Source organism: Streptomyces chrestomyceticus JCM 4735 (assembly GCF_003865135.1).
GTDB classification, from domain to species: domain Bacteria; phylum Actinomycetota; class Actinomycetes; order Streptomycetales; family Streptomycetaceae; genus Streptomyces; species Streptomyces chrestomyceticus.
The window spans coordinates 150,974-175,635 of record NZ_BHZC01000001.1 but is presented as its reverse complement, the minus strand read 5'-3'; the positions used below and the strand labels follow the sequence as shown (position 1 = coordinate 175,635).

General features: G+C 69.2%; 24 protein-coding genes. 18 read left to right on the top strand and 6 right to left on the bottom strand.

What is annotated here, in order from left to right; genetic code table 11:
* Positions 1 to 111: 111 nt before the first annotated feature.
* The 3 genes from EJG53_RS00870 to EJG53_RS00860 all read right to left on the bottom strand — a co-directional run bounded on the left by EJG53_RS00870 (position 112) and on the right by EJG53_RS00860 (position 1,777).
* The gene (locus EJG53_RS00870) at positions 112 to 897 is read right to left on the bottom strand and encodes an ArsR/SmtB family transcription factor (RefSeq protein ID WP_125042971.1); all 786 of its coding nucleotides are present in this window, start codon (positions 895 to 897) and stop codon (positions 112 to 114) included.
* Positions 898 to 1,013: 116 nt separating this feature from the next.
* Positions 1,014 to 1,235, bottom strand: a complete 222-nt coding sequence (locus tag EJG53_RS00865) for a hypothetical protein (RefSeq protein ID WP_125042969.1) — start codon at positions 1,233 to 1,235, stop codon at positions 1,014 to 1,016.
* 170 nt (positions 1,236 to 1,405) lie between these two features.
* Positions 1,406 to 1,777, bottom strand: a complete 372-nt coding sequence (locus EJG53_RS00860; RefSeq protein WP_125042967.1) for an OsmC family protein — start codon at positions 1,775 to 1,777, stop codon at positions 1,406 to 1,408.
* Positions 1,778 to 2,561: 784 nt separating this feature from the next.
* Here EJG53_RS00860 and EJG53_RS00855 point away from each other — a divergent pair.
* The 8 genes from EJG53_RS00855 (at position 2,562) to EJG53_RS00820 (ending at position 10,506) form a co-directional block, all read left to right on the top strand.
* Positions 2,562 to 3,311 carry an SDR family oxidoreductase gene (locus tag EJG53_RS00855; RefSeq protein ID WP_125042965.1) on the top strand — a complete coding sequence of 250 codons (750 nt, stop codon included), beginning with the start codon at positions 2,562 to 2,564 and terminating at the stop codon, positions 3,309 to 3,311.
* Positions 3,312 to 3,397: 86 nt separating this feature from the next.
* Entirely contained in the window at positions 3,398 to 3,712 is a 315-nt protein-coding gene (locus EJG53_RS00850; RefSeq protein WP_125042963.1) for a nuclear transport factor 2 family protein, read from the top strand.
* Between the two features lie 217 nt (positions 3,713 to 3,929).
* On the top strand, positions 3,930 to 4,805 hold the full coding sequence (locus tag EJG53_RS00845; protein ID WP_125042961.1) for a LysR family transcriptional regulator: 876 nt from the start codon (positions 3,930 to 3,932) through the stop codon (positions 4,803 to 4,805).
* Between the two features lie 547 nt (positions 4,806 to 5,352).
* Complete coding sequence (rph, locus tag EJG53_RS00840) at positions 5,353 to 8,055, top strand: rifamycin-inactivating phosphotransferase (RefSeq protein WP_125042959.1); 2,703 nt, start codon at positions 5,353 to 5,355, stop codon at positions 8,053 to 8,055.
* 150 nt (positions 8,056 to 8,205) lie between these two features.
* A complete protein-coding gene (locus EJG53_RS00835) occupies positions 8,206 to 8,463 on the top strand; it encodes a YlcI/YnfO family protein (RefSeq protein WP_031007576.1) in 258 nt (85 codons plus the stop codon).
* A 1-nt stretch (position 8,464) separates the two neighbouring features.
* Positions 8,465 to 8,836: a toxin Doc gene (locus EJG53_RS00830; protein ID WP_125042957.1), complete on the top strand. Its 372-nt coding sequence runs from the start codon at positions 8,465 to 8,467 to the stop codon at positions 8,834 to 8,836.
* Positions 8,837 to 9,185: 349 nt separating this feature from the next.
* Positions 9,186 to 9,428 carry a hypothetical protein gene (locus EJG53_RS00825; protein ID WP_125042955.1) on the top strand — a complete coding sequence of 81 codons (243 nt, stop codon included), beginning with the start codon at positions 9,186 to 9,188 and terminating at the stop codon, positions 9,426 to 9,428.
* Positions 9,421 to 10,506: a response regulator gene (locus EJG53_RS00820; RefSeq protein WP_125042953.1), complete on the top strand. Its 1,086-nt coding sequence runs from the start codon at positions 9,421 to 9,423 to the stop codon at positions 10,504 to 10,506. Before EJG53_RS00825 ends, EJG53_RS00820 begins: the two co-directional genes overlap by 8 nt.
* Before the next feature lie 40 nt (positions 10,507 to 10,546).
* On the opposite strand, the gene EJG53_RS00815 is transcribed toward EJG53_RS00820, so the two are convergent.
* The gene (locus EJG53_RS00815) at positions 10,547 to 11,266 is read right to left on the bottom strand and encodes a helix-turn-helix domain-containing protein (RefSeq protein ID WP_167515003.1); all 720 of its coding nucleotides are present in this window, start codon (positions 11,264 to 11,266) and stop codon (positions 10,547 to 10,549) included.
* Positions 11,267 to 11,761: 495 nt separating this feature from the next.
* On the opposite strand from EJG53_RS00815, the gene EJG53_RS00810 reads away from it, so the two are divergent.
* Both EJG53_RS00810 and EJG53_RS00805 read left to right on the top strand, forming a co-directional pair.
* On the top strand, positions 11,762 to 12,526 hold the full coding sequence (locus EJG53_RS00810) for an SDR family oxidoreductase (protein WP_125049083.1): 765 nt from the start codon (positions 11,762 to 11,764) through the stop codon (positions 12,524 to 12,526).
* A gap of 194 nt (positions 12,527 to 12,720) precedes the next feature.
* A complete protein-coding gene (locus EJG53_RS00805; protein WP_125042949.1) occupies positions 12,721 to 13,485 on the top strand; it encodes a hypothetical protein in 765 nt (254 codons plus the stop codon).
* Between the two features lie 159 nt (positions 13,486 to 13,644).
* Here the strand turns inward: EJG53_RS00805 and EJG53_RS00800 are convergent, their stop codons facing one another.
* Entirely contained in the window at positions 13,645 to 15,489 is a 1,845-nt protein-coding gene (locus tag EJG53_RS00800; RefSeq protein WP_244954906.1) for a hypothetical protein, read from the bottom strand.
* Between the two features lie 291 nt (positions 15,490 to 15,780).
* Here EJG53_RS00800 and EJG53_RS00795 point away from each other — a divergent pair, with 291 nt between their 5' ends.
* The 6 genes from EJG53_RS00795 (at position 15,781) to EJG53_RS00770 (ending at position 21,338) form a co-directional block, all read left to right on the top strand.
* Positions 15,781 to 16,050, top strand: coding sequence for a hypothetical protein (locus EJG53_RS00795; RefSeq protein WP_125042947.1), 270 nt, complete (start codon positions 15,781 to 15,783; stop codon positions 16,048 to 16,050).
* Positions 16,051 to 16,225: 175 nt separating this feature from the next.
* A complete protein-coding gene (locus EJG53_RS00790; protein ID WP_167515002.1) occupies positions 16,226 to 16,804 on the top strand; it encodes a TetR/AcrR family transcriptional regulator in 579 nt (192 codons plus the stop codon).
* A 436-nt stretch (positions 16,805 to 17,240) separates the two neighbouring features.
* Entirely contained in the window at positions 17,241 to 17,456 is a 216-nt protein-coding gene (locus EJG53_RS00785; RefSeq protein WP_125042943.1) for a hypothetical protein, read from the top strand.
* Positions 17,457 to 17,950: 494 nt separating this feature from the next.
* Positions 17,951 to 20,227, top strand: a complete 2,277-nt coding sequence (gene tap, locus EJG53_RS00780; protein WP_125042941.1) for a telomere-associated protein Tap — start codon at positions 17,951 to 17,953, stop codon at positions 20,225 to 20,227.
* A gap of 9 nt (positions 20,228 to 20,236) precedes the next feature.
* Complete coding sequence (tpg, locus tag EJG53_RS00775) at positions 20,237 to 20,794, top strand: telomere-protecting terminal protein Tpg (RefSeq protein ID WP_125042939.1); 558 nt, start codon at positions 20,237 to 20,239, stop codon at positions 20,792 to 20,794.
* A gap of 310 nt (positions 20,795 to 21,104) precedes the next feature.
* Complete coding sequence (locus EJG53_RS00770; protein ID WP_125042937.1) at positions 21,105 to 21,338, top strand: hypothetical protein; 234 nt, start codon at positions 21,105 to 21,107, stop codon at positions 21,336 to 21,338.
* A 35-nt stretch (positions 21,339 to 21,373) separates the two neighbouring features.
* On the opposite strand, the gene EJG53_RS00765 is transcribed toward EJG53_RS00770, so the two are convergent.
* A complete protein-coding gene (locus tag EJG53_RS00765) occupies positions 21,374 to 22,303 on the bottom strand; it encodes an NADP-dependent oxidoreductase (protein ID WP_125042935.1) in 930 nt (309 codons plus the stop codon).
* Positions 22,304 to 22,378: 75 nt separating this feature from the next.
* On the opposite strand from EJG53_RS00765, the gene EJG53_RS00760 reads away from it, so the two are divergent.
* Positions 22,379 to 22,759 carry a winged helix-turn-helix transcriptional regulator gene (locus EJG53_RS00760; RefSeq protein ID WP_125042933.1) on the top strand — a complete coding sequence of 127 codons (381 nt, stop codon included), beginning with the start codon at positions 22,379 to 22,381 and terminating at the stop codon, positions 22,757 to 22,759.
* 475 nt (positions 22,760 to 23,234) lie between these two features.
* Positions 23,235 to 24,323: a hypothetical protein gene (locus tag EJG53_RS00750; protein ID WP_125042931.1), complete on the top strand. Its 1,089-nt coding sequence runs from the start codon at positions 23,235 to 23,237 to the stop codon at positions 24,321 to 24,323.
* Positions 24,324 to 24,662: the final 339 nt, after the last annotated feature.

Below are 24,662 nucleotides of genomic sequence, written 5' to 3'. Positions count from 1 at the left end.
GCCGTTTCGCCTCGTACCTTACGCACGGTGGCGAGTGCTTGGCACGGCGTACGGCCGACCGGCCGGACCGTGCGGGCGATACCGCACGTGTCCGGCCTGCCGGGAAGTGGTTCAGCCCTTTTCGAGGATCGTCTTGAGCTCCGACAGCATCATGATCCAGCCGCCGCTGACGCCCTCCAGCATCTTGGAGTCGGCCGAGTCGAAGCCGTCGTGGGTGATGGTCAGCTTCACACCCAGCTCCGGCTCCTCGGCCGGCTCGATGTCGAAGGCGACCTTCGAGCGCTCCTTGACGGCCTCGGCGAACTCCGCGTCGCTCATGCCGAACATCTCCTGGTGCATCGGCTGCAGCGTGTGCCAGGTGTAGGCGAGCCGCTTGCCGGGCTCCGACTCGGTGACGACCTGGCCGAGGTCCTGCGGCTCGCCGCCGCCCTCGACCGGCCACAGCACCTTCGAGCCGACCTTCCAGTCGGAGGAGGGTGCCCAGTCACCGTGGTACTGCTTCAGGAATTCCGGGCTGGTCAGCCCCTCCCAGAGCTTCTCGGCCGTGGTGTGGATGTAGATCGTGTAGACGAACTCGGGCTTGCTCATCGCCGTTCCTTCCAGGGCGTGCTTCAGGTTGCTGAGCGCGGTCATCCGGCCTCGCTCGTACTGGCCGATCCAGCGGTCGGCGAGATCATGGATGGGGACGGGGTTGAGGTAGTGCAGCCTCTCCCGGCCGTGCCGGACCGCCGTGACCAGGCCCGCGCCCTCCAGCACCGCCAGGTGCTTGGACACCGCCTGCCTGGTCATGTCCAGCCCCGCGCACAGCTCGCGCAGGCTCTGCCCGGACCGCTCGTTCAGCCGGTCCAGCAGCCGCCTGCGGCTCACGTCCGCGAGCGCCTTGAACACCTCGTCCATGCCATCCAACCCCCTCACTCTCAGATTGGCAACCACCTGGTTGCATGTCAAGCCGAGAGAGTGCGAAGAAGTGCCGACCGGACCGGTTCACCTGGCCCGACGGGGTGTGGCCGGCCTCAGCCGGCCATGGTGGTGACCTTGAACAGGTGGGTGAGGTAGCCGGCGCCGTCGAAGGGAATGAGGTGCGGCGGCGCCCCTGGACCGTAGGGCCAGGCTTTGGGGGCGATGGCCACACCGGGCGTGATCGCCGGGTGCAGGCTGAAGCTGCCCAGGAGGCCGGAGGGCCGCAGGACCGACCTCCACTGCACGTCCTTGGCGTCCGACGCCGCCACCGTCACCGACGCGTAACGCGGGGCCGCCGAGGCGACGACCAGGTAGTCGGGGAGCGCGGGGCCGCAAGCTGAAGAGGGAGAAGGGCGAGTGGGGGTGGCTTCCTCGGCCGCAGGCTCCAGGGAAGACGAGCCGCGTCACGTCGCCTGCATGAGGCAGGCCAGGCAGGCCGGGAACATCAGGCAGGTTCAAACGTCAGCGGCTTGCTCAACGTGGAGCGCACCGGCGAGCGCGCTATGCGCTCCTCGATCGCGGGCCGGTGTGCCTCCAACTCCGGTGCGAGCAGCAGCTCGTAGCGGAACCGCGTCGCGGCCTCCTCGCGCTCCAGGTGCACCCGCACCCGCACATCGGCGTCGGTGATGCTCAGGTCTGCCAGCGCCATCCGCGCGGAGATGGTCATGCACGTGGCCAGGGAAGCCTCCAGCAGCTCGTGCGGCCGCATCCCCGCCGAACCGCCGGTACCGGCCTTGAGGGTGTCGGCGACAGCCACGTTGTCGCCTGCCTGGAACCTGACCTGCCAGGGCGCCGGAAGCGCCACAGCCTCGACCATCGCTTGCCTCCCTGCGGATACCCGGCTCGCCGGGATCGTAGCGAGCAACTCGCAGGGCGAGAAGCCGATGACCGGATAGTGGAAGGGGCGGGCAGTCCTCCACTTGCCGGGCGGCACCGCCGGAATGGAGTTGTCCAGACCTGTGCCTTGATGGTTGCTCGCGCGTATGGGGTGCCGCGGCCGGCAACTGCATGACCGGGACGGTCAGTGGGGTGGGCTTCTTCATAAAGGACGGCGCGCTGCACACATCTGGACCAGGTCTTCGCGGCCGCAAGCTGCACTGCGAGGACCCGCAGGTGGCCGTCCACTCCGTCGTCCGGCCACCCGGAGACCGGCGAGCGGGCCTCTTCGCCAGCCCCGGTTCGACCATCCGCACATGGGCTTCTCCGAACCCTCACGGACTTCGCCCACCTCGACGTCGAGCGGGTGCTGCACCGCGTCACCGTCCTCGGCGGGTCGGCGAGTCGGCGAAGGGACCGAACGGATTCGTCTCCGCGTGTGTCGCGGGGGCCCGGTCGGCGCAGGGCGCCTGCCAGGCGTTTTTCGCCGACGAGGCGAGTCCCGCCGTACAGCATCGGATGCATCCCGACGAGACGCCAGCAGATCACGACCGGCAGTCCCCGGTCCTTCCGCGTGGCGCCGGACGATCTGCTGCCTGGGGGTATCGACGATGTTTGTGGAGCGACTCGAAACTTCTGTTACCCGATGACTGAAATGTCCCCCTAGTGTCGTCCATGGAAGGTGATCAAGTCGGTCACCGGCAAGAACGTGAGGAGTGCGGAACATGGCCGAGAACACTCTGCGGGACAAGGTCGCGGTCGTCGGCGGGGGCGAGAAGAACCTGGGCGGACTGGTCAGCAGGAACTTCGCGGAATCCGGGGCCAAGGTGGTCGTGCACTACCACAGCTCCCAGAACGAGGCCGAGCAGACGGTGGCGGCGATCAAGGAGGCCGGGGGACAGGCCGTCGCCGCCCAGGGCGACCTGACCAAGGTCGCGGACGTACGACGGCTCTTCGACACGGCGGTGGACACCTTCGGCGGCGTCGACATCGCGGTGAACACCACCGGGATGGTGCTGCGCAAGCCGATCCTGGAGACCACCGAGGAAGAGTACGACCGCATGTTCGGCATCAACGCCAAGGCGGCGTACTTCTTCATCCAGGAGGCCGGGCGACGGCTGAACGACCACGGCAAGATCATCAGCCTGGGTACGTCGCTGCTGGCCGCCTTCACGGACGGCTACTCCACCTACGCCGGCGGCAAGGCGCCACTGGAGCACTTCACCCGGGCGGCGGCCAAGGAGTTCGCCGACCGCTACATCTCGGTGAACACCGTGGCGCCCGGCCCGATGGACACGCCGTTCTTCTACCCGCAAGAAACCCCCGAGCGGGTGGAATTCCACAAGTCGCAGGCGATGGGCAACCAGCTCACCCATATCGAGGACATCGTCCCGATCATCAGGTTCCTGGCCACCGAAGGCTGGTGGTTCACCGGCCAGACCCTGTTCCCCAACGGCGGCTACACCACCCGCTGACCCCGCGCCGCCCGGCGGGCCGCACCGGCCGCACTCCGGCACGGCCGGCCCGCCGGCGTCCCGATCACACCGTCTGGAAGTACTGAATGCCTGCTCACCCAGCCGATCCCGCGGTGGCCGCCTTCGTCACCGCCGTCAATACGGGCGACAAGAACGCCTTCTTCGCCGCGCTGACGGACGACGCCACCATGTCCGACGACGGCACCGACCGCGACCTTGCCGCATGGGCCGACAGCGAAATCTTCTCCTCGAACGGACGCATGGACATCGAGGGCACCTCGCCCGACGGCCGGACCCTGACCGCCACCTACACCAACTCCACCTGGGGCAGCATGCGCACCCGGTGGACCTTCACCGTCACCGACGGCCGCATCAGCCGCTTCGAGACCGGCCAAGCCTGAAGTTGGCTGCCACTTACGACAACAGGGGCCGGCTGCCGACATAATCACCCACATGGCGGCCTGCCCGTACCTCTGCCCGCTCCTCCCGGCGGGCGGGGTTACGGTCAGTGATCGACCTCGTGTCTGACAACGCCAAGAGCCCCGGCACCGCCCACCGACAGTCACCCTTTGAACCTCCACACCACTGCCCACCACTACCGAACCCAGGGATGCCCACGTGCGACTGGACCTGAACAAGCTCGAACACCTGGTCGCCGTTGCCGAGGAAGGCAGCCTCACTCGCGCCGCCGCCCGGCTGCACCTGTCCCAGCAGGCCCTGTCCGCTTCCATCCGGGTCCTCGAACGCGAAGTCGGCGTGCCCCTGCTGGAGCGCGGCAGCGCCGGCGTGACCGTACTGCCCGCCGGAGCGGCCCTCCTTGAGGACGCCCACGTTCTGAACGGCATGGCGCGCTCCGCCCTGCGCCGCGCCCGGCGCATCGGACGAGGTGAGAGCGAGACGCTGCGCATCGGCTACACCCCTGCCGTCACCGGCGACGAACTCGTCACTCTGCTCGCACCCGTGACCGACGCACACCCCGGCATCGCCCCCGAGCCCCACCAGCGCTACCCCTCCGAGCTGACTGCCGCGCTCCTCGCGAACGACCTCGACATCGGACTGTGCCGCGCCATCACACCGGCCCACGGCCTGACCCGCACCACCCTCGGCCACCAGCGCCTGCACATCGCCGTCGCCTCCGACCACCCCCTCGCCGGCCGGAGCACCGTCACCCTCCCCGAACTCGCCGACGAGTCCTTCATGGTCTGGGGCACCCCCGGCCACTCCGGCTACACCGACCTCCTCGTCGACCACTGCCGCCATGCGGGCTTCGAGCCCCGCATCGAACGCACCGACCGCCAAGGCACACCCCCGGTCACCGCCGTCATCGGCACCCACCGCATCGCCTTCGTCACTACGGCACCGGGCCCCGCCGCAGGCGGCAAAGCGCACATCCTCGCCCTCGAACCCCCGGTCTACGCACCTCTCCACGCGCTCTACGTCCCCCACACCACATGCCCCAGCCGCGACACCTTCCTCAGCCACGTGACGCTGTGAGGATGAGCCGGGCCGGGAGACACGTGACGGGCCGTCCTCGCGCGTTCCCGCCGGCCGCAGGGCTGTCCGCAGCCTGTTCCCGGAGGCGTCGCAGCGGCTCCAGTGTCTGCGGAACGGTGCCGTCAACGAGGAGCGAGCTGGTCAACTTCCGTACAGGGCCGACTGGTTGACGCGCGACGTAGACGATCAGCGCTCGGGTCGTCAGCAATCTCGCCGCCAGGCAGTGGGAAATGGACCGCGAGGTGGGCACCGGCCATGCAGGAGTCCAGACCGGCACGCCGCGCCGGTTCCGGCAGCGAGCAAAAGCAAAGGCAAGGAGAACCCTCTCCTTGCCACTCCTAACATATAGCGCACCAGGGGCCTTGCCGCAAGGCCCGGGGGATGGCGCAGAATCATCCGCCGTAGCCACAACCTGCGGAAATGAGGGGCACGACGTGCGTGTGTTGTCGACGTATGGGGGACGCGGTGACGTCGGACCAGGGGTGCGGCCGGTGAGTGGATCGGCCGGCGCAGCGCAACGGAACACGACTGCCCCGGAGGCATCGCGATGACCGAGCGGTACGTGTGGGACCTGAAAGAGATCGACGAGACGCAGGTCGCGGTCGTGGGCGGCAAGGCCGCGCACCTGGGCGTGCTGTCGCGCATCGACGGCATCCGCGTCCCGGCGGGCTTCTGTGTGACGACGGACGCCTTCCGGCGGGTCATGGCGGCAGCGCCGGCGCTCGATGAGCGGCTCGATCTGCTGTCGCGCGTGGCCCCGGACGACCGGGAGGCGATCCGTACGCTCAGTGCGCAGATCCGCCGGACCATCGAAGAGATCGCCGTCCCGGACGATCTCGTGGCGGCGATCACCCGCGCGCTCGCCCGGCTCGGCGAGCAGGCCGCCTGCGCCGTCCGGTCCAGCGCGACGGCGGAGGACCTGCCGACGGCCTCTTTTGCCGGCCAGCAGGACACGTACCTGAACGTGGTGGGCCCGACGGCGGTCCTCCAGCACGTCAGCCGGTGCTGGGCCTCACTGTTCACCGAGCGGGCCGTGACCTACCGCCGTCGGAACGGCATCGACCACCGTACGGTCCACATGGCTGTGGTCGTGCAGCAGATGGTCTTCCCGCAGGCGTCCGGCATCCTGTTCACGGCCGATCCCGTCACCGGCAACCGGAAGGTCGCCACCGTGGACGCCGGCTTCGGCCTCGGCGAGGCGCTGGTCTCCGGCCTGGTGAACCCGGACGTCTTCAAGGTGCGGGACGGCGAGGTCGTCGCCAAGGAGATCGCCGCCAAGGAGCGTGCCGTTCAGGCCCTGGCGGACGGCGGCACGCGGGAAGTGGCGGTCGAGGCGCAGCGGCAGGAAGAGCCCGCGCTGACGGATGCGCAGGTCGTACGGCTCGTCCAGCTCGGGCGGCGGATCGAGGCGCACTTCGGCCGCCCGCAGGACATCGAATGGTGTCTGGCCGACGACGGCTTCCAGATCGTGCAGAGTCGGCCGGTCACGACGCTGTTTCCCGTTCCGGAGGCGGACGACGCGGAAAATCACGTCTACGTCTCCGTCGGGCATCAGCAGATGATGACGGACGCCATGAAGCCCCTGGGACTCTCCACGTGGCAGTTGACGGCCATGGCGCCGATGCACACGGCCGGCGGGAGGCTGTTCGTCGACGTCACCCGGCGCCTGGCCTCGCCCGGGAGCCGCGCCGGGCTCCTGGACCTCATCGGCAAGGGCGACCCGCTGACCAGGGATGCCTTGGAGACCGTGCTCGACCGCGACGGTTTCGTCCCGTCGCTCCCGGACCCGGCCCCCGGCAAGCCGCCGGTCGGCGGTGCGCCCGCCCCGATCGCCACCGATCCGGCCGTCGTCACCGAGCTGATCGAGCGCAGCCAGGCATCCGTCGCCGCCCTGGAACGCGACATCCGGTCGAAGACCGGGCCGGCGCTCTTCGACTTCCTGCTGGAGGCGTTCGAGGAGCACAAGCGAGTTCTCGGCGACCCCGTGAGCATGCAGGTGATCATGGCGGGGATGGAGGCCACGTGGTGGCTCAACGACAAGCTGTACGAGTGGCTGGGCGAGAAGAACGTGGCTGACACGCTGACGCTGTCCGCCCCCGACAACATCACGTCGGAGATGGGACTGGCGCTGCTCGACGTCGCGGACGCGATCCGCCCGTATCCGGAGGTGGTGACGTTCCTGCAGGGAGTACAGGAGGGCGGGACCAGGGACGAGGCTGTCCGGAGCGGGGATACCCGGGGCGGGGGCGCCCGGCATGACGGCGTCCGGCATGAAGGTGCCCGGCATGAGGATGTCTGTCACGAGGGCTTCCTGGACGAGCTGGCGAAGCTCACGGGCGGACCCGAAGCGCGCGACGCCATCGAGGACTACCTCGACCGGTACGGCATGCGCTGCGTCGGCGAGATCGACATCACCAGGCCGCGCTGGCGCGAGCGCCCCACCACACTCGTCCCCGTGATCCTCGACAACGTCAGGAACTTCGAACCGGGCGCCGCCGAGCGCCGTTTCGAGGAAGGACGGCAGAAGGCGCTGAAGAAGGAACAGGACGTACTGTCACGCCTGCGGGCCCTGCCGGACGGGGACCGGAAGGCCGACGAGACCAAGCGGATGATCGACCGGGTCCGCACCTTCATCGGGTACCGCGAGTACCCGAAGTACGGCATCATCAGCCGCTACTTCGTCTACAAGCAGGCCCTGGTGGGGGAGGCGGAGCGCCTGGTGCGGGCCGGGGTGCTGGCCGAGCGGGAGGACGTCTTCTACCTCACGTTCCAGGAGTTCCACGAGGCCGTGCGCTCGCACCAGGTGGACGACCAGCTCATCCGGGAGCGCAAGGAAGCGTTCCGGTCGTACCAGGCACTCACACCGCCCAGGGTGCTCACCTCGGACGGTGAGGCCGTCAACGGGTCGTACCGGCGTGACGACGTGCCGGCCGGCGCCCTGACCGGCCTCCCGGTCTCCGCCGGGACCGTCGAGGGGCGGGCCCGCGTCGTCCTCGACATGGCGGACGCCGACCTCGAAGCAGGCGACATCCTGGTCACGGCCTTCACCGACCCCAGTTGGTCGCCGCTGTTCGTCGGTATCGCGGGCCTGGTGACGGAGGTCGGCGGCCTCATGACCCACGGCGCGGTGATCGCCAGGGAGTACGGCTTGCCGGCCGTCGTGGGGGTGGCGCAGGCCACCCGGCTGATCAGGGACGGGCAGCGGATCCGCGTGCACGGAACCGACGGGTACGTCGAGATCCTGTCCTGACGACCGAGCACACGGAGAAGCCTAGTGCGCAGCCTCCGCCCGAATGCCTGAACAGCGCCAAGCCTGTGCGGCTCGCGGAGCCGACACGGTGAGTCCCCTCGGTTCCCTGGTTCCGCTCCCATGCTGTACGCCCTGCTGTACGGTCGGGGTATGTCGAAGCCAGTGACCATCCGGGTCCCCGAAGAACTGCACGCCCAGTTGCAGGAGCGGGCGGAGGCCGAGGGCACCACGGTGACCGCGCTGATCACCGAGGCCGCGCGCAACGCGGTCCGCGACCCCCGCCTCGAAAGTGCCGCGGATCTCTTCCGGCGGTTCGTCGCCCAGAACGCCGACGCCTTCGACGCGGCCTTCCCGGACGACGCCCCCGCCGGCCTGGACGCCGGTGATTCTCCGGGCCGGGCGGCCTGAGGTGGAGCTGCACATCGACCTCCGCTGGCTGCTCGAACGCCAGGCGGAGGTGTTGCCCAAGCACCCCTCGGTCCACGACTTCTCCAGCCTCGTGGCGGCGGTCGCGCGTCATCGCGTCAACACCCCGCAGGTCGGCGTCGCCGTCGACAATGCCTGGCGCGCGGCCGCCCTCATGCACACCATCATCCGGCTGCGTCCCCTCCCGGCCCGCAACGCCCTGTACGGTGCCGCGGTCGCCGTGTCGTACATGGACGCCGCGGGGGAGGGGATCGACCCGCCGTACGGCGCGCTGATCGACCTCGCCCGTGACCTCCACGCCGGTCACGTCGACGGCTACGACGCGGCCGACCGCATCCGCTCCTGGCGGATCTGACCGCCGGGCCTGCCGCTACGGCGCCCGCAGTGCCCGCAAACCCGCAGCGCCGTCCGGCGCATTCAGTGCCCGAAGCGCTGCCGGGCGCATTCGGTGCCCCGAAGCGCCGCCCGGCACCGTCGGCCGCCGTGTTGCCGCAACACCGCCCACCGCACCAGGCATGACCTGCGCTTCCGAGTGTTGCGGACGCTCCGGCGCAGGCGGCAACAGCACTGGAATGTTGCCGGTTCTTCGATTACCTGGCGCAACGGATCCGCCTGACGCCATGGTGTGGCTCATCGCACAGCGGGCCCAACCGGGGCGCGCTGTCCCAGCCGGTGTCCGGCAGGGGAGAGGGAGGGCAGGTTCGATGGATCGTTCGCTTGTGTCGGTGAGGGCGGCGCTGGTGTTGTTGCTGTCGGCGCTGGCCGGTGTGTGCGTCGGCCTGCTGTCTGTGTCGGCGGGCAACGGGACGGTGGGCGGGGTGCTCGCCGGTCTCGCCGCTGCTGGTGGGGCGGTGCCGGTGGTCAACCAGGTGATCGCCCCGGACACCGTCCGCGGCAGGCCGGCCGTGCGCGAGGCACGTGCGAAGGGCGGGAGTGCCCGTGGGTGAGCTGCGTCCCCTCGCCGAGGGACTGACACCGGAGTCGCGTGCGCTGGCCATGGCGCTGCGGGAGCTGTTCGAGAGCATGGGTGTCTCGGTCCGCCGCTACGCGGCCCGCCGCGTACGTGATGCCGGCACGTTCTCCCGTTACCTCAACGGCACCCGCGTCCCGCCGTGGGAGGTGGTGATGGACCTGTTCACCGACGTCGCCGAACACCGCGGCATGGCCGCCACCCCGGAGGCCATCGACCTGGTGCGCCGTCTGCACCGGGCAGCCGTCGAGACCAGCGCTTCGCCCCGCCACGCCGTGGAAGTGCTTGAGCAGCAGCTCGCCGAGGCCGACCGCGTCTCCCGCCGTTCCACCGCCCGCGGCGACGCGCTGGACGACGCGTTGCTGGACCGTAAACACCGGATCGCCGACCTGGAGGTGCGCCTGCACCAGTTGGAGGCGGAGTGGAACGCGGAACGAGAACGGGCCGAACGCCTGGCCGCGGCCAGCCCGGACGTCACCGACCTGCTGCGTGAACGTGATCAGTTGCAGGACGAGGTCACCCGCCTGTCAGCCCAGCTCGGCGAGGCGCAGCAGCGCCGGGACGACGCCGAACAGCGCTGCACCCTGCTGGAACGGCAACTGGAGGCGGTCGAACAGGTCCAGGCCGTCGCCGCGATGACCCCCGCGGCCCCGCAGGCCATGCCCAAGGTCCTCGTCGTCGACGACCAGCCGGACAATCTGCTGGCCATGACGGCGGTCCTGTCCACCCTCGACCAGGAACTGGTCGTCGCCTCCTCCGGCCGCGAAGCGCTCAAAGCCCTCCTCGACCAGGACGACTTCGCCGTGATCATCATGGATGTCCAGATGCCGGACATGGACGGTTACGAGACCGCCGCCCACATCAAACGACGTCCCCGCACCCGCGACGTGCCCATCATCTTCCTCACCGCCATGGGCACCGACCCCGAACACTCCGCACGGGGCTACGCCGTCGACTACATCGGCAAGCCCTTCGACCCCTGGGTCCTGCGGGCCAAGGTCGCGGTCTTCACCGGCATCTATCTCGAACAGCGCCGCCTCGCCGGAGCTCAGTGACCGCCTGGCAGAGGTGTGGTGAAAGCCCCTCGGACAGGCATCAATTCTCCCTCTCCAGCGGCAGCCACGCGCTTGGGGCCTGACCGGTCACACGGGCGAACGCATCGCTGAATGCGCCGGGTTTGCGGTACCCGACTGCACGGGCGGTAGCTCCGACGGAGACGCCTCGGGCGAGGTGGGTCAGGGCTGCGCGCATGCGGGCGTGGGTGCGCCAGCGGGCGAACGTCATTCCGGTTTCGTTCGAGAACAGCCGGGTGAGGGTCCGCACGCCCGCGCCGACTTCGTGGCCCCAGGCGGCGAGGTCGCGCCGGTCGGCCGGGTTCGCGATCAGCGCATCGGCGATGGTCCGTATGCGGGGGTCGGTGGGCAGCGGCACATGAAGGCGGGTGCCGGCGGTGGGTTCGAGCAGGTCGAGCAGGAGTGCTTCGACGCTGGTCCGCGTGGGGCCGGGATGTGGGTTGCGGTCCAGGTGGACGATCAGTTCACGCACCAGGGGAGTGACGACGATGCCGACGGGCTCCGACCAGGTGATCGGACAGCGGACGGTGTCGACGGCGACGGTGCAGGAGTTGCCGGGCTGGAGCACGTCCAAGGCGTGCGGTGTGCCGGCGGGCAGCCAGAGCGCATGGGCCGGCGGCACGAGCCGGTCCCGGGCGTCGGTGCGCACCGTGACGGTCGCGCTCGTCGCCCACACGATCAGGTGATGCGGATGGCGGTGGTAGGCCAACCGGGTGCCCTGATCGACCTGCGCGCGGGTCACGACCGGCAGCGGGAGACTGCCGGCCGTAGCGTCCGATGAGCGGTCAGCGTGCACAAGTCCCCTCCCGCAGTGGGAAACGTGGCCGTTTCACGGTCATGATTGGCCACCTGCCGCCAGCCAGCCAGATTAGCCTGACCTTACTGACCACCCGGCCCAGACGTCCGGAAAGCACCCGGATTCCTAGGGACATCCCTGCGGCTCCTTGGCACCCGCCGTGCAGAGAGGACATCCGCTCATGCCGAGAACGCCGTGGACATCCGCGAAGGTGATGCACGCACCACCCTGTGCGATCTCGGCGGTCCGGTCGACTTCGCCCTGATCGACGGTCGGCTCGGGACCGAGCCCTCGTTCGCCCGCCAAGTCATCGAACTCGTCGCGCCGCAACTACGCATCGGCGGCTATGTCATGAACGACAATGCCGAGCCCGACTCCCTGGGTCACATCCGCGATACGACCAAGGGGTTCCTGATCACCACGATCGATCGAGGAGCGCATGTGACACATCTCAGCGGAAAGGTCGCACTGGTCACCGGCAGCAGCCGGGGCATCGGACGAGGCATCGCCGAACGCCTGGCCCGGGACGGCGCTTTGGTCGCCGTGCACTACGGCAGCAACCGGACGACGGCCGAGGAAACCGCCGCGTCCATCGCCGAGGCCGGCGGCCGGGCCTTCACCGTAGGCGCCGAGCTGGGCGTTCCCGGCGACGTGGACACACTCGTGACCGGGCTGGAGAGCGGACTGCGCGCACACGGGGAATCGATGCTCGACATCCTGGTGCACAACGCGGGACTCAACTTCATGGGGCGGCCGATCGAGGTGCTCACTCCCGAGGAGTTCGACCAGATGGTCGCCGTCAACGTCAAGGCACCGTTCTTCCTCACTCAGCGCCTGCTGCCACGATTGCGCGACGGCGGCCGGATCGTCAACATCTCCTCCGTCTCCACCCGTCTCGCCTCGGATCACGGCATCGGCTACCCGCTCACCAAGGGCGCACTCGACGTGTTCAGCCACACCCTGGCCAAGCATCTCGGCCCCCGAGGCATCACCGTCAACTCCGTCGTGGTCGGATTCACCCGCACTGACATGACTGCCGATGCGCTGTCCGACCCGGCGACCCTGGAGCGCAATATCAGCCGTACTGCCCTCGGCCGGATCGGCCAGGTCCCGGACATCGCCGACGCGGTCGCCTTTCTGGCGTCCGACGATGCCCGCTGGATCACCGGCGCAAAGGTCGACGTCACCGGCGGCGTCAACCTGTAGCAAACGCTCAACGGGGCTTTTCACGTACCCGGCAGACACGTACGTTCCGGCACCACGAGCCGGGGACAACCCTCCTTCCCGAGCTCAAGAACAGAGGCCGTCGAGATCCGACATTGCGCACGGTGGGATCCCAACGGTGCGGAAGACGCGTACGGTGACTGGATCACTGTCAGGCACCGACCGAAGGACACCAGGTGACTTCTAGCGTCGAAACATCCGCCCTCCAGCAGGCCATCAACGACCTCGAACGCCAGTTGCCGGAACTGTCCGCACGTGAGGAGTCGCTGCGCAAGGAACTCCAGGAGGCCGAGCAGCGCCTGTCAGCGGCGCGGCAGGCCCTCCAGCACCTGCGGGTACTGACTGGCACCATCCCGCCCGGTCCCGCCACGACATTGGTGGGCGGCAAGCAGCCGGAACCGGAACCGGCCGGCGACACGCCCGAGAAGGACTCGCAGGCACAGTCCGAGGCGCCTGCTCCGGCCGACGAAGCCGCCGCCACGGTGCCTCAGCCCCGCACCCCCGCCAAGAAGGCTGCCGGAAAGGCTCCCCGGGCCACCGCTGCCGGCAAGAAGCCGGCCGCTGACAAGGCTGGGGGAGCTGAGAAGAAGCCGGCCACGGCCAAGGCCGGGGAAGCCGCGAAGAAGTCGGCCACGGACAAGGCCGAGGAAGCTGCGAAGAAGCCGAGGACGTCCAAGCCGGCGGCCAAGAAGAAGGCCCCGGCCGGTTCGCGAGCGGCTGCCCCGGCAACCGAGGAGTCCGCGAAGGTGGCTTCGCCGCTTCTGACCGCGGCTCTCAACGTCCTGCAGAAGCACGGAGCCGCGATGCGCCCCGCCGAGATCAACACCGCGCTGGGCCGGGAAGACACCCCCGGCCAGCGCGAATCGCTGCGCAACACCCTGGAACGCGCCGTCAAGGCAGGACAGCTGAAGCGCCCGGGGCGCGGCCAGTACTCGGTCTGAGCGATCAGGATGGCCTCTGAGCCCTCCTGACCACCCATCGACCACGGTGGGGGCCTTCACCCGGTGACCCGGTAACTCGGTGGATTCGGCGTGAAGGCCCCAGGCCCGGCACCCCCACGGGACTGGCGGGCCGCGCCACCACGCCTGGAGGTGAGCGGGTCATGCACGGACGATGTCGACGACCGCGGTCTCGCCCGGCGGCACCCAGACGTTCACGCAGGTATGCACCTTCCCGTGAATGGTCCTCCGCTCGATCTCGTACGGCCTGCCGTCGGTCCTGACGGCGTGATGGTCACCAGGGAAGCGCGCTTGCCATGCATACACCCTTGACGTGCCGTTGGTGAGCGTGGACCGATGGGTGCCGTCGTGCCGCACGTCGAAGTAGGCATCGCCGACGGGGACCCGGTCGATCCGTACCCAGTCGACGCCACGGGGCAGGTGCGAGCGGGTGGTCACCCTGCTGCGCGGGGCGTCCGGGCGGAAACCCATCAGCCCCTCGACGGTCTGTGAGACGAGGGTGAACGCGACCTCCGGGTAGTCACCGTTGATTCCCTGCGCGGCAACGGGGTGCCGGTCGTTGCGGTGATCGTAGACATAACGCATCCACTTCCACGCCTGCCGGTCGCGGTCGTTGGCGAAGAAGGTGTCGGGCAGGTACGTGATGGCCTCGATGTTCACCGGCTTACCCACACCTTCGGCCATCTCGTCGATGTAGTCGAGGTAGGCGTCGTTACGCGGTCCGGGCAGCAGCAGGCGCTTCATGGGCATGAACCAGCTGTTCTCCCTGCCCCATCCGGACAATGGGTCACCGGAGAGGGAGTAGGCACGTGTCATCGCGGCTCCCTGGTTCGCGACCCAGCCATGATGGAAGTACCTGCGCAGTTCCGCGGCCAGGCCGGCGTACCGGGCCGCCTGCTCCTCCTCACCGCGGGCCGAAGCGAGGGCAGAGGCGGCCAGGTAGGCCCGATACTGCGAGGCGAACGCGTCGCCGGCCTCCACCAGTTGCTCGCCGCCGCTCTCGTTGTAGCTGGCCGACCCTTCGAAAATGCCTTGCCCCGTACCCTCGGCGACGCCGTTGGGTTTGAGCCGGTCGTGCTCCTCGACGAATTCCGTGGTGGCATGACGGCAGAAGTCCCACATGGCATCGTCGACATAGAAGGCGTCGCCGCTCCACCGGTAGGCCTGTTCCGCCTTTTCCACCAGTTCGAAGGGCGCCGGTACCTCGCGTACGAACGAGTCGACGCCGCGGTAGTCGATGCTCAGATACGTCCGGGCGTCGAAGTTGAACGACCACACGGGGTAGTACGCGTGTGCGGCGACCGCCGAGGCAGCGAAAGACCCCAGCATGGTCTTGTTCTCTTCGCTCAGCCCCAGGATCTGGGCTCCGACAACCTGGTGCGCGGTGTCGCGCGCGTAGTAGCCGCTCCGGTGCGCGTAGCCGGCCCAGTACGACGGCGCATAGGCTGCGGACCCGGTCCCGCCGGGGTGCCTCTCGTCCACGTTGAGAGGCCCGACGGTACCGGCCACATGAACCCAACTGTTGGCCTTGCGCTTGGCCCACTCGAACATCTCCACCAGCACGGGATCCGAGGAAGTGACCCGAGGATCGGCCGGAGCCGCGGGGGACAGCATGACGTCGTCGACGTCGACCCAGGCGTCACCGTCACCGGAAGTGAACACGATCTCCATCCGGTCCCCCTCCCTCAGGGCGACCCGTGAAACGGTGTGGCGTGAGTAGAAGGAGCGCTCCGCGACGTCGACTTGACCGGCCGGCGCGCCGTTGACCCGCACGAGAAACGCGCTACGCGGCCCGCCCGCGGCGATCCACGCGGACACGTCGTACATGCCCTTCCCGGCCGCGGTCACCACCTGCCTCACCTGCCGCCCCCGTCCGGCGTCCAGGTGGGCGTGGGAGCGCCCGGTATGCGGGTGGCCGGTGGCGACACCGGTGCCGTCACCCCACTCCCACCCCTCCCTGCCCTGCTCGAACCCGGGGTTGGCCACCGCCAAGAACGAGGGGCCGACATAGGGACTGTTTGGTAATGACACGAGCGAACCGTCCTCTCGTTCGGCGGGCACGGCCCGGCCGCGCTTCTGGCACCGTGTGAGGCATGCGAAGGCGGGCCACCGCACCAGGGTCGTGGTGACACGGGGTGCGCACAAGACGCTGGGACCGCTGGAGCGCGCGTCGGGACTGGACTCGCTGACATGGATCGTGAGAGGTAGTCAGCGGCGATTTCACATCCCGAGTGGGCCGCGCCGCCCACCCTCGCCCCGCCTACCCTTCCAACCACGGTGGGCGACACCCGTATCACCAGACGCCGTCCGATCGGCGGTTCACTCGTCGTCGGCGCCACTGCCGCGGGCCCGCTCGGCGCCCTCGCCACCTTGGCGCAGGCCGCACCCCGGGTCCACGCGGCGCCGCCCACGCACTTCGACCACGTGCTGCTCGATGTCACGAACAAGGTCATCGACAACTACAACCCATGGGTCGCCCATGCCTTGAACTCGCGGCAAGGTCGACGAAGAAGCAACATCTGCGCGGAATGCCTACAAAACCCATAGCGCGCTGCCTGGGTTTGGAACCGGTGGAGCCGTCTCGACACAATGGCAGTGGCAGGCGAGCGGCCAGAATCATGCTGGCTCATGACGGCGGGTACGGGCATGGATTCGCGCTTCCCCGTCCCGGGGTGCTCCACTGTTCAACTAAAGTGAAGTATTCGCTAGGACGGGGGACATCGTGCAGGACCGGGCAGTCACCACACGGCACACCATCCTGACCACAGCCGCCGAGGTCATCATCGAGCGCGGCTACGGCGGAGCGTCCATTTCGCAGATCACCGCGCGGGCGGGCGTCGCCGCGGGAGCGGTGTACTTCCACTTCCGCAGCAAAGAAGGCATCGCCCACGCGCTGCTCGGCCTCGACCTCCTGGAAGGTCTGCCCCCGCGCCGCGGCCCGGCCCTGCAGTACTGGAGCGACCTCACGCTACTGATGGCCCAGCGCCTCGACACCGACCCGAAAGTCCGGGCCGCACCGTACCTGGCCGCACTCGCCGACAACCACGACGGCTGGCCTTCACCCTGGCCCGCCTGGCGAGCTACGGTCGCCCGACCGCTGCACGCCGCCGAGAGGGAAGGCGAGCTCCAGGCACACGTACAACCCGAGGCCGTCGCCGAGCTGCTGATCAGCGCATGGGCCGGAATGGCCGGCCACCGCACCCCCGGTACGGCCCAGGCGCAGATGCGCACGTTCCTCGACTGCTGCCTGCCCGGAATCGCCATGCCTGCGGTCGTGACCCGGACGGAACAGAACCTTTGATGCAGAACGGCGCATTCTGGTGGCTGAACGGGACGAAGGTGGGACGGCCCGGTCAAGGCCGACCAGACGCGCGACAGACCATGGTGAGGGCGGAGCGGTGCAGCACCTGGTCGAGCTCGGGGGCGACCGCTGCCGAGCGGAAGGCGCGGATGCAGGTTACGGACCCCTGGAGGCCGATGACTGTCGAACGGCCGGAGGAGAGGGCAATGTGGCTCAGCGACCTGACAACACCCCATGCTCGCGACTGGCTTCGACACGCGCCCTATCGGAGGGTGAACGACTGCCCCCTGGCTTGGTCACCGTCAGCTCCACCAGGCGGCGACGGTGGACAACGGGCGGGTACCTCACGAGCCTGGTCCGCCGGTGGGGGGCGCAAATACTCTGGCTAAGCTAAGACGTTGATCGCCCATGCGTCTCATCCCGAGGAGTGCCGAACGTGCTGAGCTGGGTCAAGGAGGGTCTCGGTGAACTGGCTGCGGCACTCTTCGGAATACTCGTGTTTTTGTGGTGGGTCGGTGGTCCGGGCGTGACCGCCATTGTCTGGAGTGAGGGGGAGAGGCGTCTCGCGCTCCAGTTTCTGGCGGCCTGGGCGGTTGTCACCGCACTGTATTTCGTCGTGTCCTGGCTGATCCGCCGCGCTCGACGCGCTTGAACTCAAGCTTGGCCTGCGTCCGGCTCCACAACCCCAACGCCGTCAGGCGTCGCGTGCGGGGTGAGAAGGAGGGGGGACGCGTCGGCTGAACGATCCGTATGTCGTTTCGTGGCGGGCCGATCTTGATCCCTGGGCAGGGGCCCACAGGAACTGGCTGTAAGCGGCAATGCACTCATCGAGGTACTCAGCCGGATGCCGGCGGCCGCCTGGTTCCGCTCGGTGATCCCCGCGCAGGCAGGACCATGCTGCTGGTACGCCTCATGCTCAGCCTCGTCGAGCAGCGAGCGCCGGGCCCCTCACCAGCGACCTGCCGTCCCGGATGTGATCAATCGGGCCCTGCCCTCCGGGGAAGGCACTCGTTCTCTCCAGCAGCCCCGCCGAATACGCCGCAGGGCTCACTCCAGCTACCCGTACGCACTCCGTACGCCATCCGTACGGTAAATGAACGCGACCCGTACGCTTCGTCGGATAGGGTGTCGATCAGGAGGTGTCCCATGTCCGAGTTGTTCGATGCGGTCGACGCGCTGGTGGCGTCCCGCGCTCCGCTGCCGTCGGCGGAGGAGCGCAAGCGGTTGCGCCAAGCCCACGGCCTGACGTTGGACGACGTGGCCGGCGCGCTGAAGGTGCGGCGGGCGACGGTGTCGGCCTGGGAGTCGGCCAAGAAGCCGACCGAGCCGCGCGGCCCGGAACGCGAGGCGTACGCCCGACTGCTCGACAGGCTCGCGGAGCTCTACCCGGCCCCGGCCGACACGGCTGACACGGTCGCCCCGGCTGACGCGACCGCCCCGCTCCAGGACGCTGCGGTGCCGGACACCGGCACCGGTCCATCCGCCTCGACGGAAGCGCGGACCTCGGACACGGGACCGGCGCCCGAGACTGCGGACGTCGCGGCATCCAAGGCCCCCCGGAACAGCCCCACTCCCGCCGCCGCCCCTCTGGCGGCCGCGCCGCGCCTGGCCCGTACTGCCAAGTCGTCCTCGACCTCACGCCGACCGGTCGCGAAGAAAGCGGCTGCGGCCAACCCCCCGGCAGATGGCGCCGACCCACGTTTCGAGAACGGGCCGCTCGCGGTCGTCGACGTCGAGGACGGGAAGGTGCTGGCGTACTGCACCGGTGGCCTGGTCCTGGACGTGCCTGCCAAGTCTCTCCCGGCCCTGGTGGACTGGACCCTCAAGGAAGCCAGGCTCGGGCAGCCGAAGCTGTCCGGCCCGGGCAAGCCGGCTGATCCGCTGCTCGTGCTCACCGAGGCCGCACTGGAGCGTTACGGCCTGCCCGTAACCCTTTCCGAGGAGGGGCGGGTGGCCGGTCGGATCCCGGAGAGCCACAAGGTCATCAAGCAACTGGCTCGCGCGCAGTGGCAGTTGACCAAGCGCGGGTTCGGGCCGTGGGCGCGCATCTACCGCCCGGCGCAAGGCTCGGAGCGTGCCTGCGTGCAGGTGTGCATCCCGTCCTGGAACGCCCTCGACACCCGCCACTGGGGCCCTGCCGGGCAGCTTGCGCCGGCGGAACTCGCGCGCCTGCTGGGCACGTACGCCTCCCGGGTGATGACCCCGCGCGGCTCCACCGCAGTCACGGGTCTGGAGCTGATGACCGCGTTGCACCCGCCGACCCGCGCCTCCGAGCCGGATGCCGACGGCAAGCGGCATTCCGAGTACAACCCCGGCTCGCTGGGCACGGAACCGGTGGACTGCGCGCCATGCGAAGCGCCGGACGGTCACCCCCTGCTCAAGGACCTGCCGCGCTTCCACGTCCGCGGCCCGGCGGAGAAGCTGTTCGAGGAGGCGTACGACTGGGCGCGGCCGATGACTGACGCCGAGTGCCTGCGTCGCAGCCTCGTGGGCCTGGACGTCAACATGGCGTTCGCTGCCGGAGCCAACGGCCTGATCGTCGGCCTCGGCGCTCCGACCCACGTCAAGAACCCCGTGTTCGATGCGAAGCTGCCTGGTTCGTGGCTGGTCGACCTGTCGCACATCGACCTGTCCCGGGTGAAGGTCGCCAAGGACACGTGGGCGCAGCTTGACGGTGACCTGCTGCCCAGCCCGTTCACGCCGAAGGGCGAGCGCCCCGAGGGCCCGGCCTGGTACGCGACGCCGACCGTCGCCTACGCGGTGGAACTCGGCTACGACGTGCGCCCCATCGAGGCGTACGTACGGTACGAGAGCGGCCGCTACCTGGACAGATGGTACACCCGGCTGCGCGATGCCTACCTCGCCACCATGGCCGACCTCGGCGTCGACCAGAACCTGGCGCCGGCCGACTTCCTGGCGGCGATGGACGGCTACCGCAGCCGCGACCCGCAGATGGCGATCGTGGCGTCCGCGATCAAGGCGACGGTCAAGGGCGGCCTCGGCAAGCTGCGCGAGCGCCCGCGCGGCGAGGGCTGGCGCCCCGGCGAGCCGTGGCGCGCCCTCGCCCGGCCGACCTGGCGTCCCGACATCCGCGCGGCCGTCATCTCCCGTACACGGATCAACCTGCACCGCAAACTCGTCAAGCACGCGGCGTTCACGGGCCAGTACCCGGTCGCGATCCTCTCCGACTGTGTCGTGTACGCGGTCGACGGCACCGGCCCGCTGGACTTCCTGCCGTACCGGGAGGGCAAGCCGCTGCCTGGCGGCTTCAAGCTCGGAGTCAACCCTGGCCTGGTCAAGCATGAGGGCACCCAGAGCACGCTGTGGGGCGAGGGCGTACGGGAACAGTTCGACGCCCCGGCGCTCAACCTCGCCCGGTACATCAAGGACGGCACCGTCACCGACGTCGACCATGGGGAGTAGGGGAGGGCGATGAGCCTGTTCGGAGACGGCCTGGACGCCGCGGTGCAGAAAGCCTTCACCCGCCCGGCGCCGAAGTCGGCCGGCGCGCAAATGCGGTACCTGGTCAGGCAGTTGGGGGGTACCAAGGCGGTCGCCCGAATGCTGCGGATCTCCCAGCGCACCGTGGAGCGGTACGTCAAGGACCAGATCAGAAAACCCCGCCCTAACCTCGCCGCGCGCCTGGAGCGTGAGGTGAAGTCCCGATGGCAGCCACAGATCCGGGCCAAGGCACGACAGAAGGCGGCGACGACGGACGGCATCGTCGTCGACGTCCACGCCCGCCTCGGCTACACCGCGCCGATCGGAACGACGGACCAGGACCGCATCCGCCACCTCACCGTCGCACTGCCGCCCCAACACGCCGCCCGCCTCTTCGACGCCCAGCAGCAGGGCGCCGGCGACGACCGACTGCGCGAGCTGACTGCCGAAGCCCTCAAGGAGGTGTACTTCCAGGATGACGGCCGCCGCGCCGGCTCCCTGCAGGAAGTACAGATCAACGACGTGATCCACTTGGACTTCGAGTTGTAGAGGCCGCGCATCGAATGGCGGGGGAGCCCTGAGCTGACAGGGGAGGCTCGCCCGTTGGAATCGTCACCCTGCACCCTTCCGCGCCAGGGGTCGGGGCCTGCAGTGGTGCAGGACTTGCATCCCCGCAACGAGGCGGAACCGGGCCATACCGGCTATGGGAGCGCGGGTGCGGGAATCGGCGTGCGAGGTACTCGCGGACTGGCGCCTGAGGACAGCGGAGCAAGACGAGGAAACCCCTGTCCGGCCCCGCTACCTGTTCCCGGCTGCTCACCGGCTTCTGGCCCACGACCAAGTACCGGCCGTGCGAGGCTTGCGCGCTGCCCGGACCGTACACACGCTGTATCTCCTCCAGGCGCTCGCGGCGCTCTGCGCCGAAAGCTTCGCGCAGCCACCCCGCTCGTCGTACGGTGCTGAGGACCACCGTCAGGGCCTCCTCAGATGCATCGGCAACGAGGAAGTCGCCCAGGCCGGCCGGGGCCACATGCACCGCCGCGCCGCAGCCAGTACCCCCTTCACCTCCAGCACCACCACCGAACCGACCTGAGTGGCACCTCACTCACGCGAGGCCCCACGACGAGATCAGACGGTGAGCACGAGCTTGCCTTGGAGGTGACCACCGTCGAGCAGCCGGTGCGCGTCGGCGACGCGCTCGAAAGGGAACGTCTCCTGTACCTGGACCCGGAGCCGACCTTGCTCGACGAGTCCGACGAGACCTCGCAGGGCGACCGGATCAGGATCGACCGCGATGCCGCTGAAGCGCATGCCGGCCGCCTCGTACTCGGCGGCGAGCTTCGCGTCCTCCTCGACAACCGCCGTCACCAGGTGTCCGCCTGGGCGGAGCACGTCGAGCGACCGCTCGGCGGTGTCACCGCCGATCGTGTCGAGCACGACATCGATGTCGTGGACCGCCTCGGTGAAGTCCACCGCCGTGTAGTCGATCACCTCGTCGGCGCCACACCCCTCGACGAACTCCCGTTTGCTCCCGCTGGCAGTCGCCACCACATGCGCGCCGCGCGCTTTTGCTGTCTGGATCGCAACGTGGCCGACCCCGCCGCCACCGCCGTGGACCAAGACGCGGTCGCCCTCGGTCACGCCGGCGAGGTCGACGAGGCCTTGCCACGCCGTCAGCCCGACGATCGGCAGCGCCGCCGCCTCGACGTGCGAAAGTGACGTCGGCTTGCGTACGAGGTGCAACGCCGGAGCCGACACGACCTCGGCGTACGCGCCTGCCGCTCGCGGGAACAGCGGCATCCCGAACACTTCGTCGCCGGGCCTGAACCGCCACGTCTGCGGCGCCTCGCCGACCACGCCGCTGATGTCCCAGCCGAGTACGAATGGCGGCCGGCCGATGAGTGGGAACTCACCGGCGCGCAGGCGCGCCTCCAGCGGGTTCAACCCGATCGCCTTGACGCGGACGAGAACCTCGGTGGGCAGGGGCTGGGGCTCGGGCGCGTCCACGATGGTGAGCACCTCGGGACCGCCGAGGGTCTGCTGGGTAATGACTCGCATGACTCTCCTGGCTTCGAAAAGGGAGGAGAAACCAGGCTATGTATCCGACAGGAACCGCCAGGTACCTTTGGCGCCATGAGCGGTTTCGGTCCCGGTGATCCCTTTCTGGCCGACTGTCCAGCGCGTCTGGCGGTTGAGTTGATCGCCGACAAGTGGACGGTGGTCGTGCTCTACGGCCTCAGCAAGGGCCCGGTGCGCCATGGCCGGCTGATCGAGCTGATCGGCGGCATCTCACGCAAGGTGCTCACCCAGACGCTCCGACGGCTTGAGGCGCATGGGCTCATCCGCCGTCACGTTTACGCCGAGGCGCCGCCCCGCGTCGAGTACGAGCTGACTGCGCTCGGGGCGACGCTGATCGATCCGATCCACGTGCTGACCGAGTGGGCGAGGGCGCACGGCGACGCAGTGCTCGATGCGCTCGACGCCGCTCCCGAGCCGGTGGCCCCTGGCGACTGAGACCCTAGCCACGACCACGAGCGTCTCACCCATCTCACCCCAGGTGCGGTGCATGAGGTCAAGCGAGCGGTCCTCGAAGGACGCGGCATTTTCGCCGGCTCCCGAACGCGGCCAGGTGCGCAGTCCGCAGTTGTGCGCGGCGAGGAAACTCGCGGCGATGGCGTACGCAGGCAGCTCGCCGTCCGGCGTTGCGTACCCGAGCGCCTGACCTTCGCCGCATCGCACTGAACATCGACAGTACGGTCGTGGATCGGCGGATCGCGTGCGAAGACGAACGACTGCCGTCACCGGTGTCCGGCGGCTGTCGTCGGCCCAGCCCCCTGCTTATGCGATCATGCGTCCATTGTGGTGGATGGTTCGGCGCGCAGCCGAGCCGCTGATCAGGCGATCTGCGGCTCGCGCCATCAGATGCCGAGCGATCGAGCGAAAACGGGAGTGCGTTGTGAGCGGGGCTGGGGGACAGGGCGGTTCGTCCGTGTCCGACGAGGAGTGGGAACGGTTCCTCCGCGAGTCGGTGGCAGGGGCGCCCGGGGCTCCCGTGGAGCCGTCGGCGCGCGCCCGTGAGGTGGGGCGACGGCTGCGGGAGCGTCCCGGGCAGCCGGAGGGGTGGCGTTCGTACTCGCCGGGACGGCCCCGGCGTAAGACAGGTTGGTACGTGGCGGGACTGGCGGCCGTGGCTCTCCTGGCCGTGGCGCTCTTCCCGCAGCAGCTCGTCGGCTGGCTCGGCGACGAGGGCGGGCAGGACGGGAAACCGTTGGCCGCGGAGTCCCAAAGCCCGCGGCAGGCGCCCGGCGCGGAGCCCGCTCTCCGCCCCACCCTGGCCGAACCTTTCCGAGGTTCGCCCGCCGCTCGCTGGGCCGACGGAGCAGCCGGGATCGCGGTACCGGAGGCCAAGGCGACCGGCTGGATGGACGCCGCCCAGGTCGAGCAGGCCCTCCAGCAGAGCCGGGAATTCATGGTGGCCGCGGGGCTCGACTCCCGCGTGCTGCGCGGCGAACGGCCCACAAAGGCGATCGCGCTGCTGAACCCGCACCAGAAGGACGTCCAGGAGTATCTCCGCAGCGCCCTGTCGTCGGCGGCGACTCCCGAGGCCGACCCGCTGCGGTTGTTCAGCCGCTTCCGGCCGGAGCGGGCCCGGCTGGTCGGTGATGTCGTCAAGACACGCGGTCGGCTCACGTACCGCGAGGGCAAACGGGGGGCGGTCGAGGTGACAGCGGACGTCACCTTCGTGTACCCGGTCACCCAGGCAGCGGGCAACGCCGGGCCGGACGCCGAGGTCATCCGTACGATCGTGCGGCGCAAGGTAGTGATGAGCTGGGACAACCCGGCCAAGGTCATCACCGAACCCGGCACGCTGTCCCTCGTCTCGTACGCGCTCGACATGACCAACGGAGGCTGCGCCGGCCCCACGGGCTACTTCGAACCGCCCTTCGGCACGGCCGAAAAGCAGTCCGCCGACACAGCCCACCAGGTCGATCCGTACGACCGCAGCAAGCCGATCGACACGAGCGACGGAACGACGACGGCGGGCAACAACGACTGTGCGACCGCAACCCGTTCCTGATGCGTGTGGCGGAAGGCGTCCGGCAGGCCCGGCCGGAAGGCATCACGTATCTGCACCTCTTTCTCCGAGCTCGACAAGCAGGTGAAGGAGAGTGTGAATGGTGGCGTTCAGCATCGGCCGGTTACTCGCTGGCCGGGGGTTGGACGGCACCCGCTGTTCCGGTGCGACGTTCTTCTGCACGGGCCGCAGCTTCTGCTGGAGGCAGGAGAGGTAGGAGGGCGGGCCCGCCATTTGCCGCGTCGGGCGGCAGTTCCTGGTCGTACGGTGACAACGACGGCGTCTGTGGCAGGTGCTGAAAAGCATGGGGTTGTGCATGTTCCCGGCAGCGCTGTGGACGGA

What these genes read in the sequence shown, in the direction of transcription:
- EJG53_RS00870 (WP_125042971.1), bottom strand. Translation starts at nt 897, where the DNA reads ATGGACGAGGTGTTCAAGGCGCTCGCGGACGTGAGCCGCAGGCGGCTG.
- EJG53_RS00850 (WP_125042963.1), top strand. Translation starts at nt 3,398, where the DNA reads ATGCCTGCTCACCCAGCCGATCCCGCGGTGGCCGCCTTCGTCACCGCC.
- tap (WP_125042941.1), top strand. Translation starts at nt 17,951, where the DNA reads ATGTCCGAGTTGTTCGATGCGGTCGACGCGCTGGTGGCGTCCCGCGCT.
- EJG53_RS00760 (WP_125042933.1), top strand. Translation starts at nt 22,379, where the DNA reads ATGAGCGGTTTCGGTCCCGGTGATCCCTTTCTGGCCGACTGTCCAGCG.
- EJG53_RS00835 (WP_031007576.1), top strand. Translation starts at nt 8,206, where the DNA reads ATGTCGAAGCCAGTGACCATCCGGGTCCCCGAAGAACTGCACGCCCAG.
- EJG53_RS00765 (WP_125042935.1), bottom strand. Translation starts at nt 22,303, where the DNA reads ATGCGAGTCATTACCCAGCAGACCCTCGGCGGTCCCGAGGTGCTCACC.
- EJG53_RS00825 (WP_125042955.1), top strand. Translation starts at nt 9,186, where the DNA reads ATGGATCGTTCGCTTGTGTCGGTGAGGGCGGCGCTGGTGTTGTTGCTG.
- EJG53_RS00855 (WP_125042965.1), top strand. Translation starts at nt 2,562, where the DNA reads ATGGCCGAGAACACTCTGCGGGACAAGGTCGCGGTCGTCGGCGGGGGC.
- rph (WP_125042959.1), top strand. Translation starts at nt 5,353, where the DNA reads ATGACCGAGCGGTACGTGTGGGACCTGAAAGAGATCGACGAGACGCAG.
- EJG53_RS00860 (WP_125042967.1), bottom strand. Translation starts at nt 1,777, where the DNA reads ATGGTCGAGGCTGTGGCGCTTCCGGCGCCCTGGCAGGTCAGGTTCCAG.
- tpg (WP_125042939.1), top strand. Translation starts at nt 20,237, where the DNA reads ATGAGCCTGTTCGGAGACGGCCTGGACGCCGCGGTGCAGAAAGCCTTC.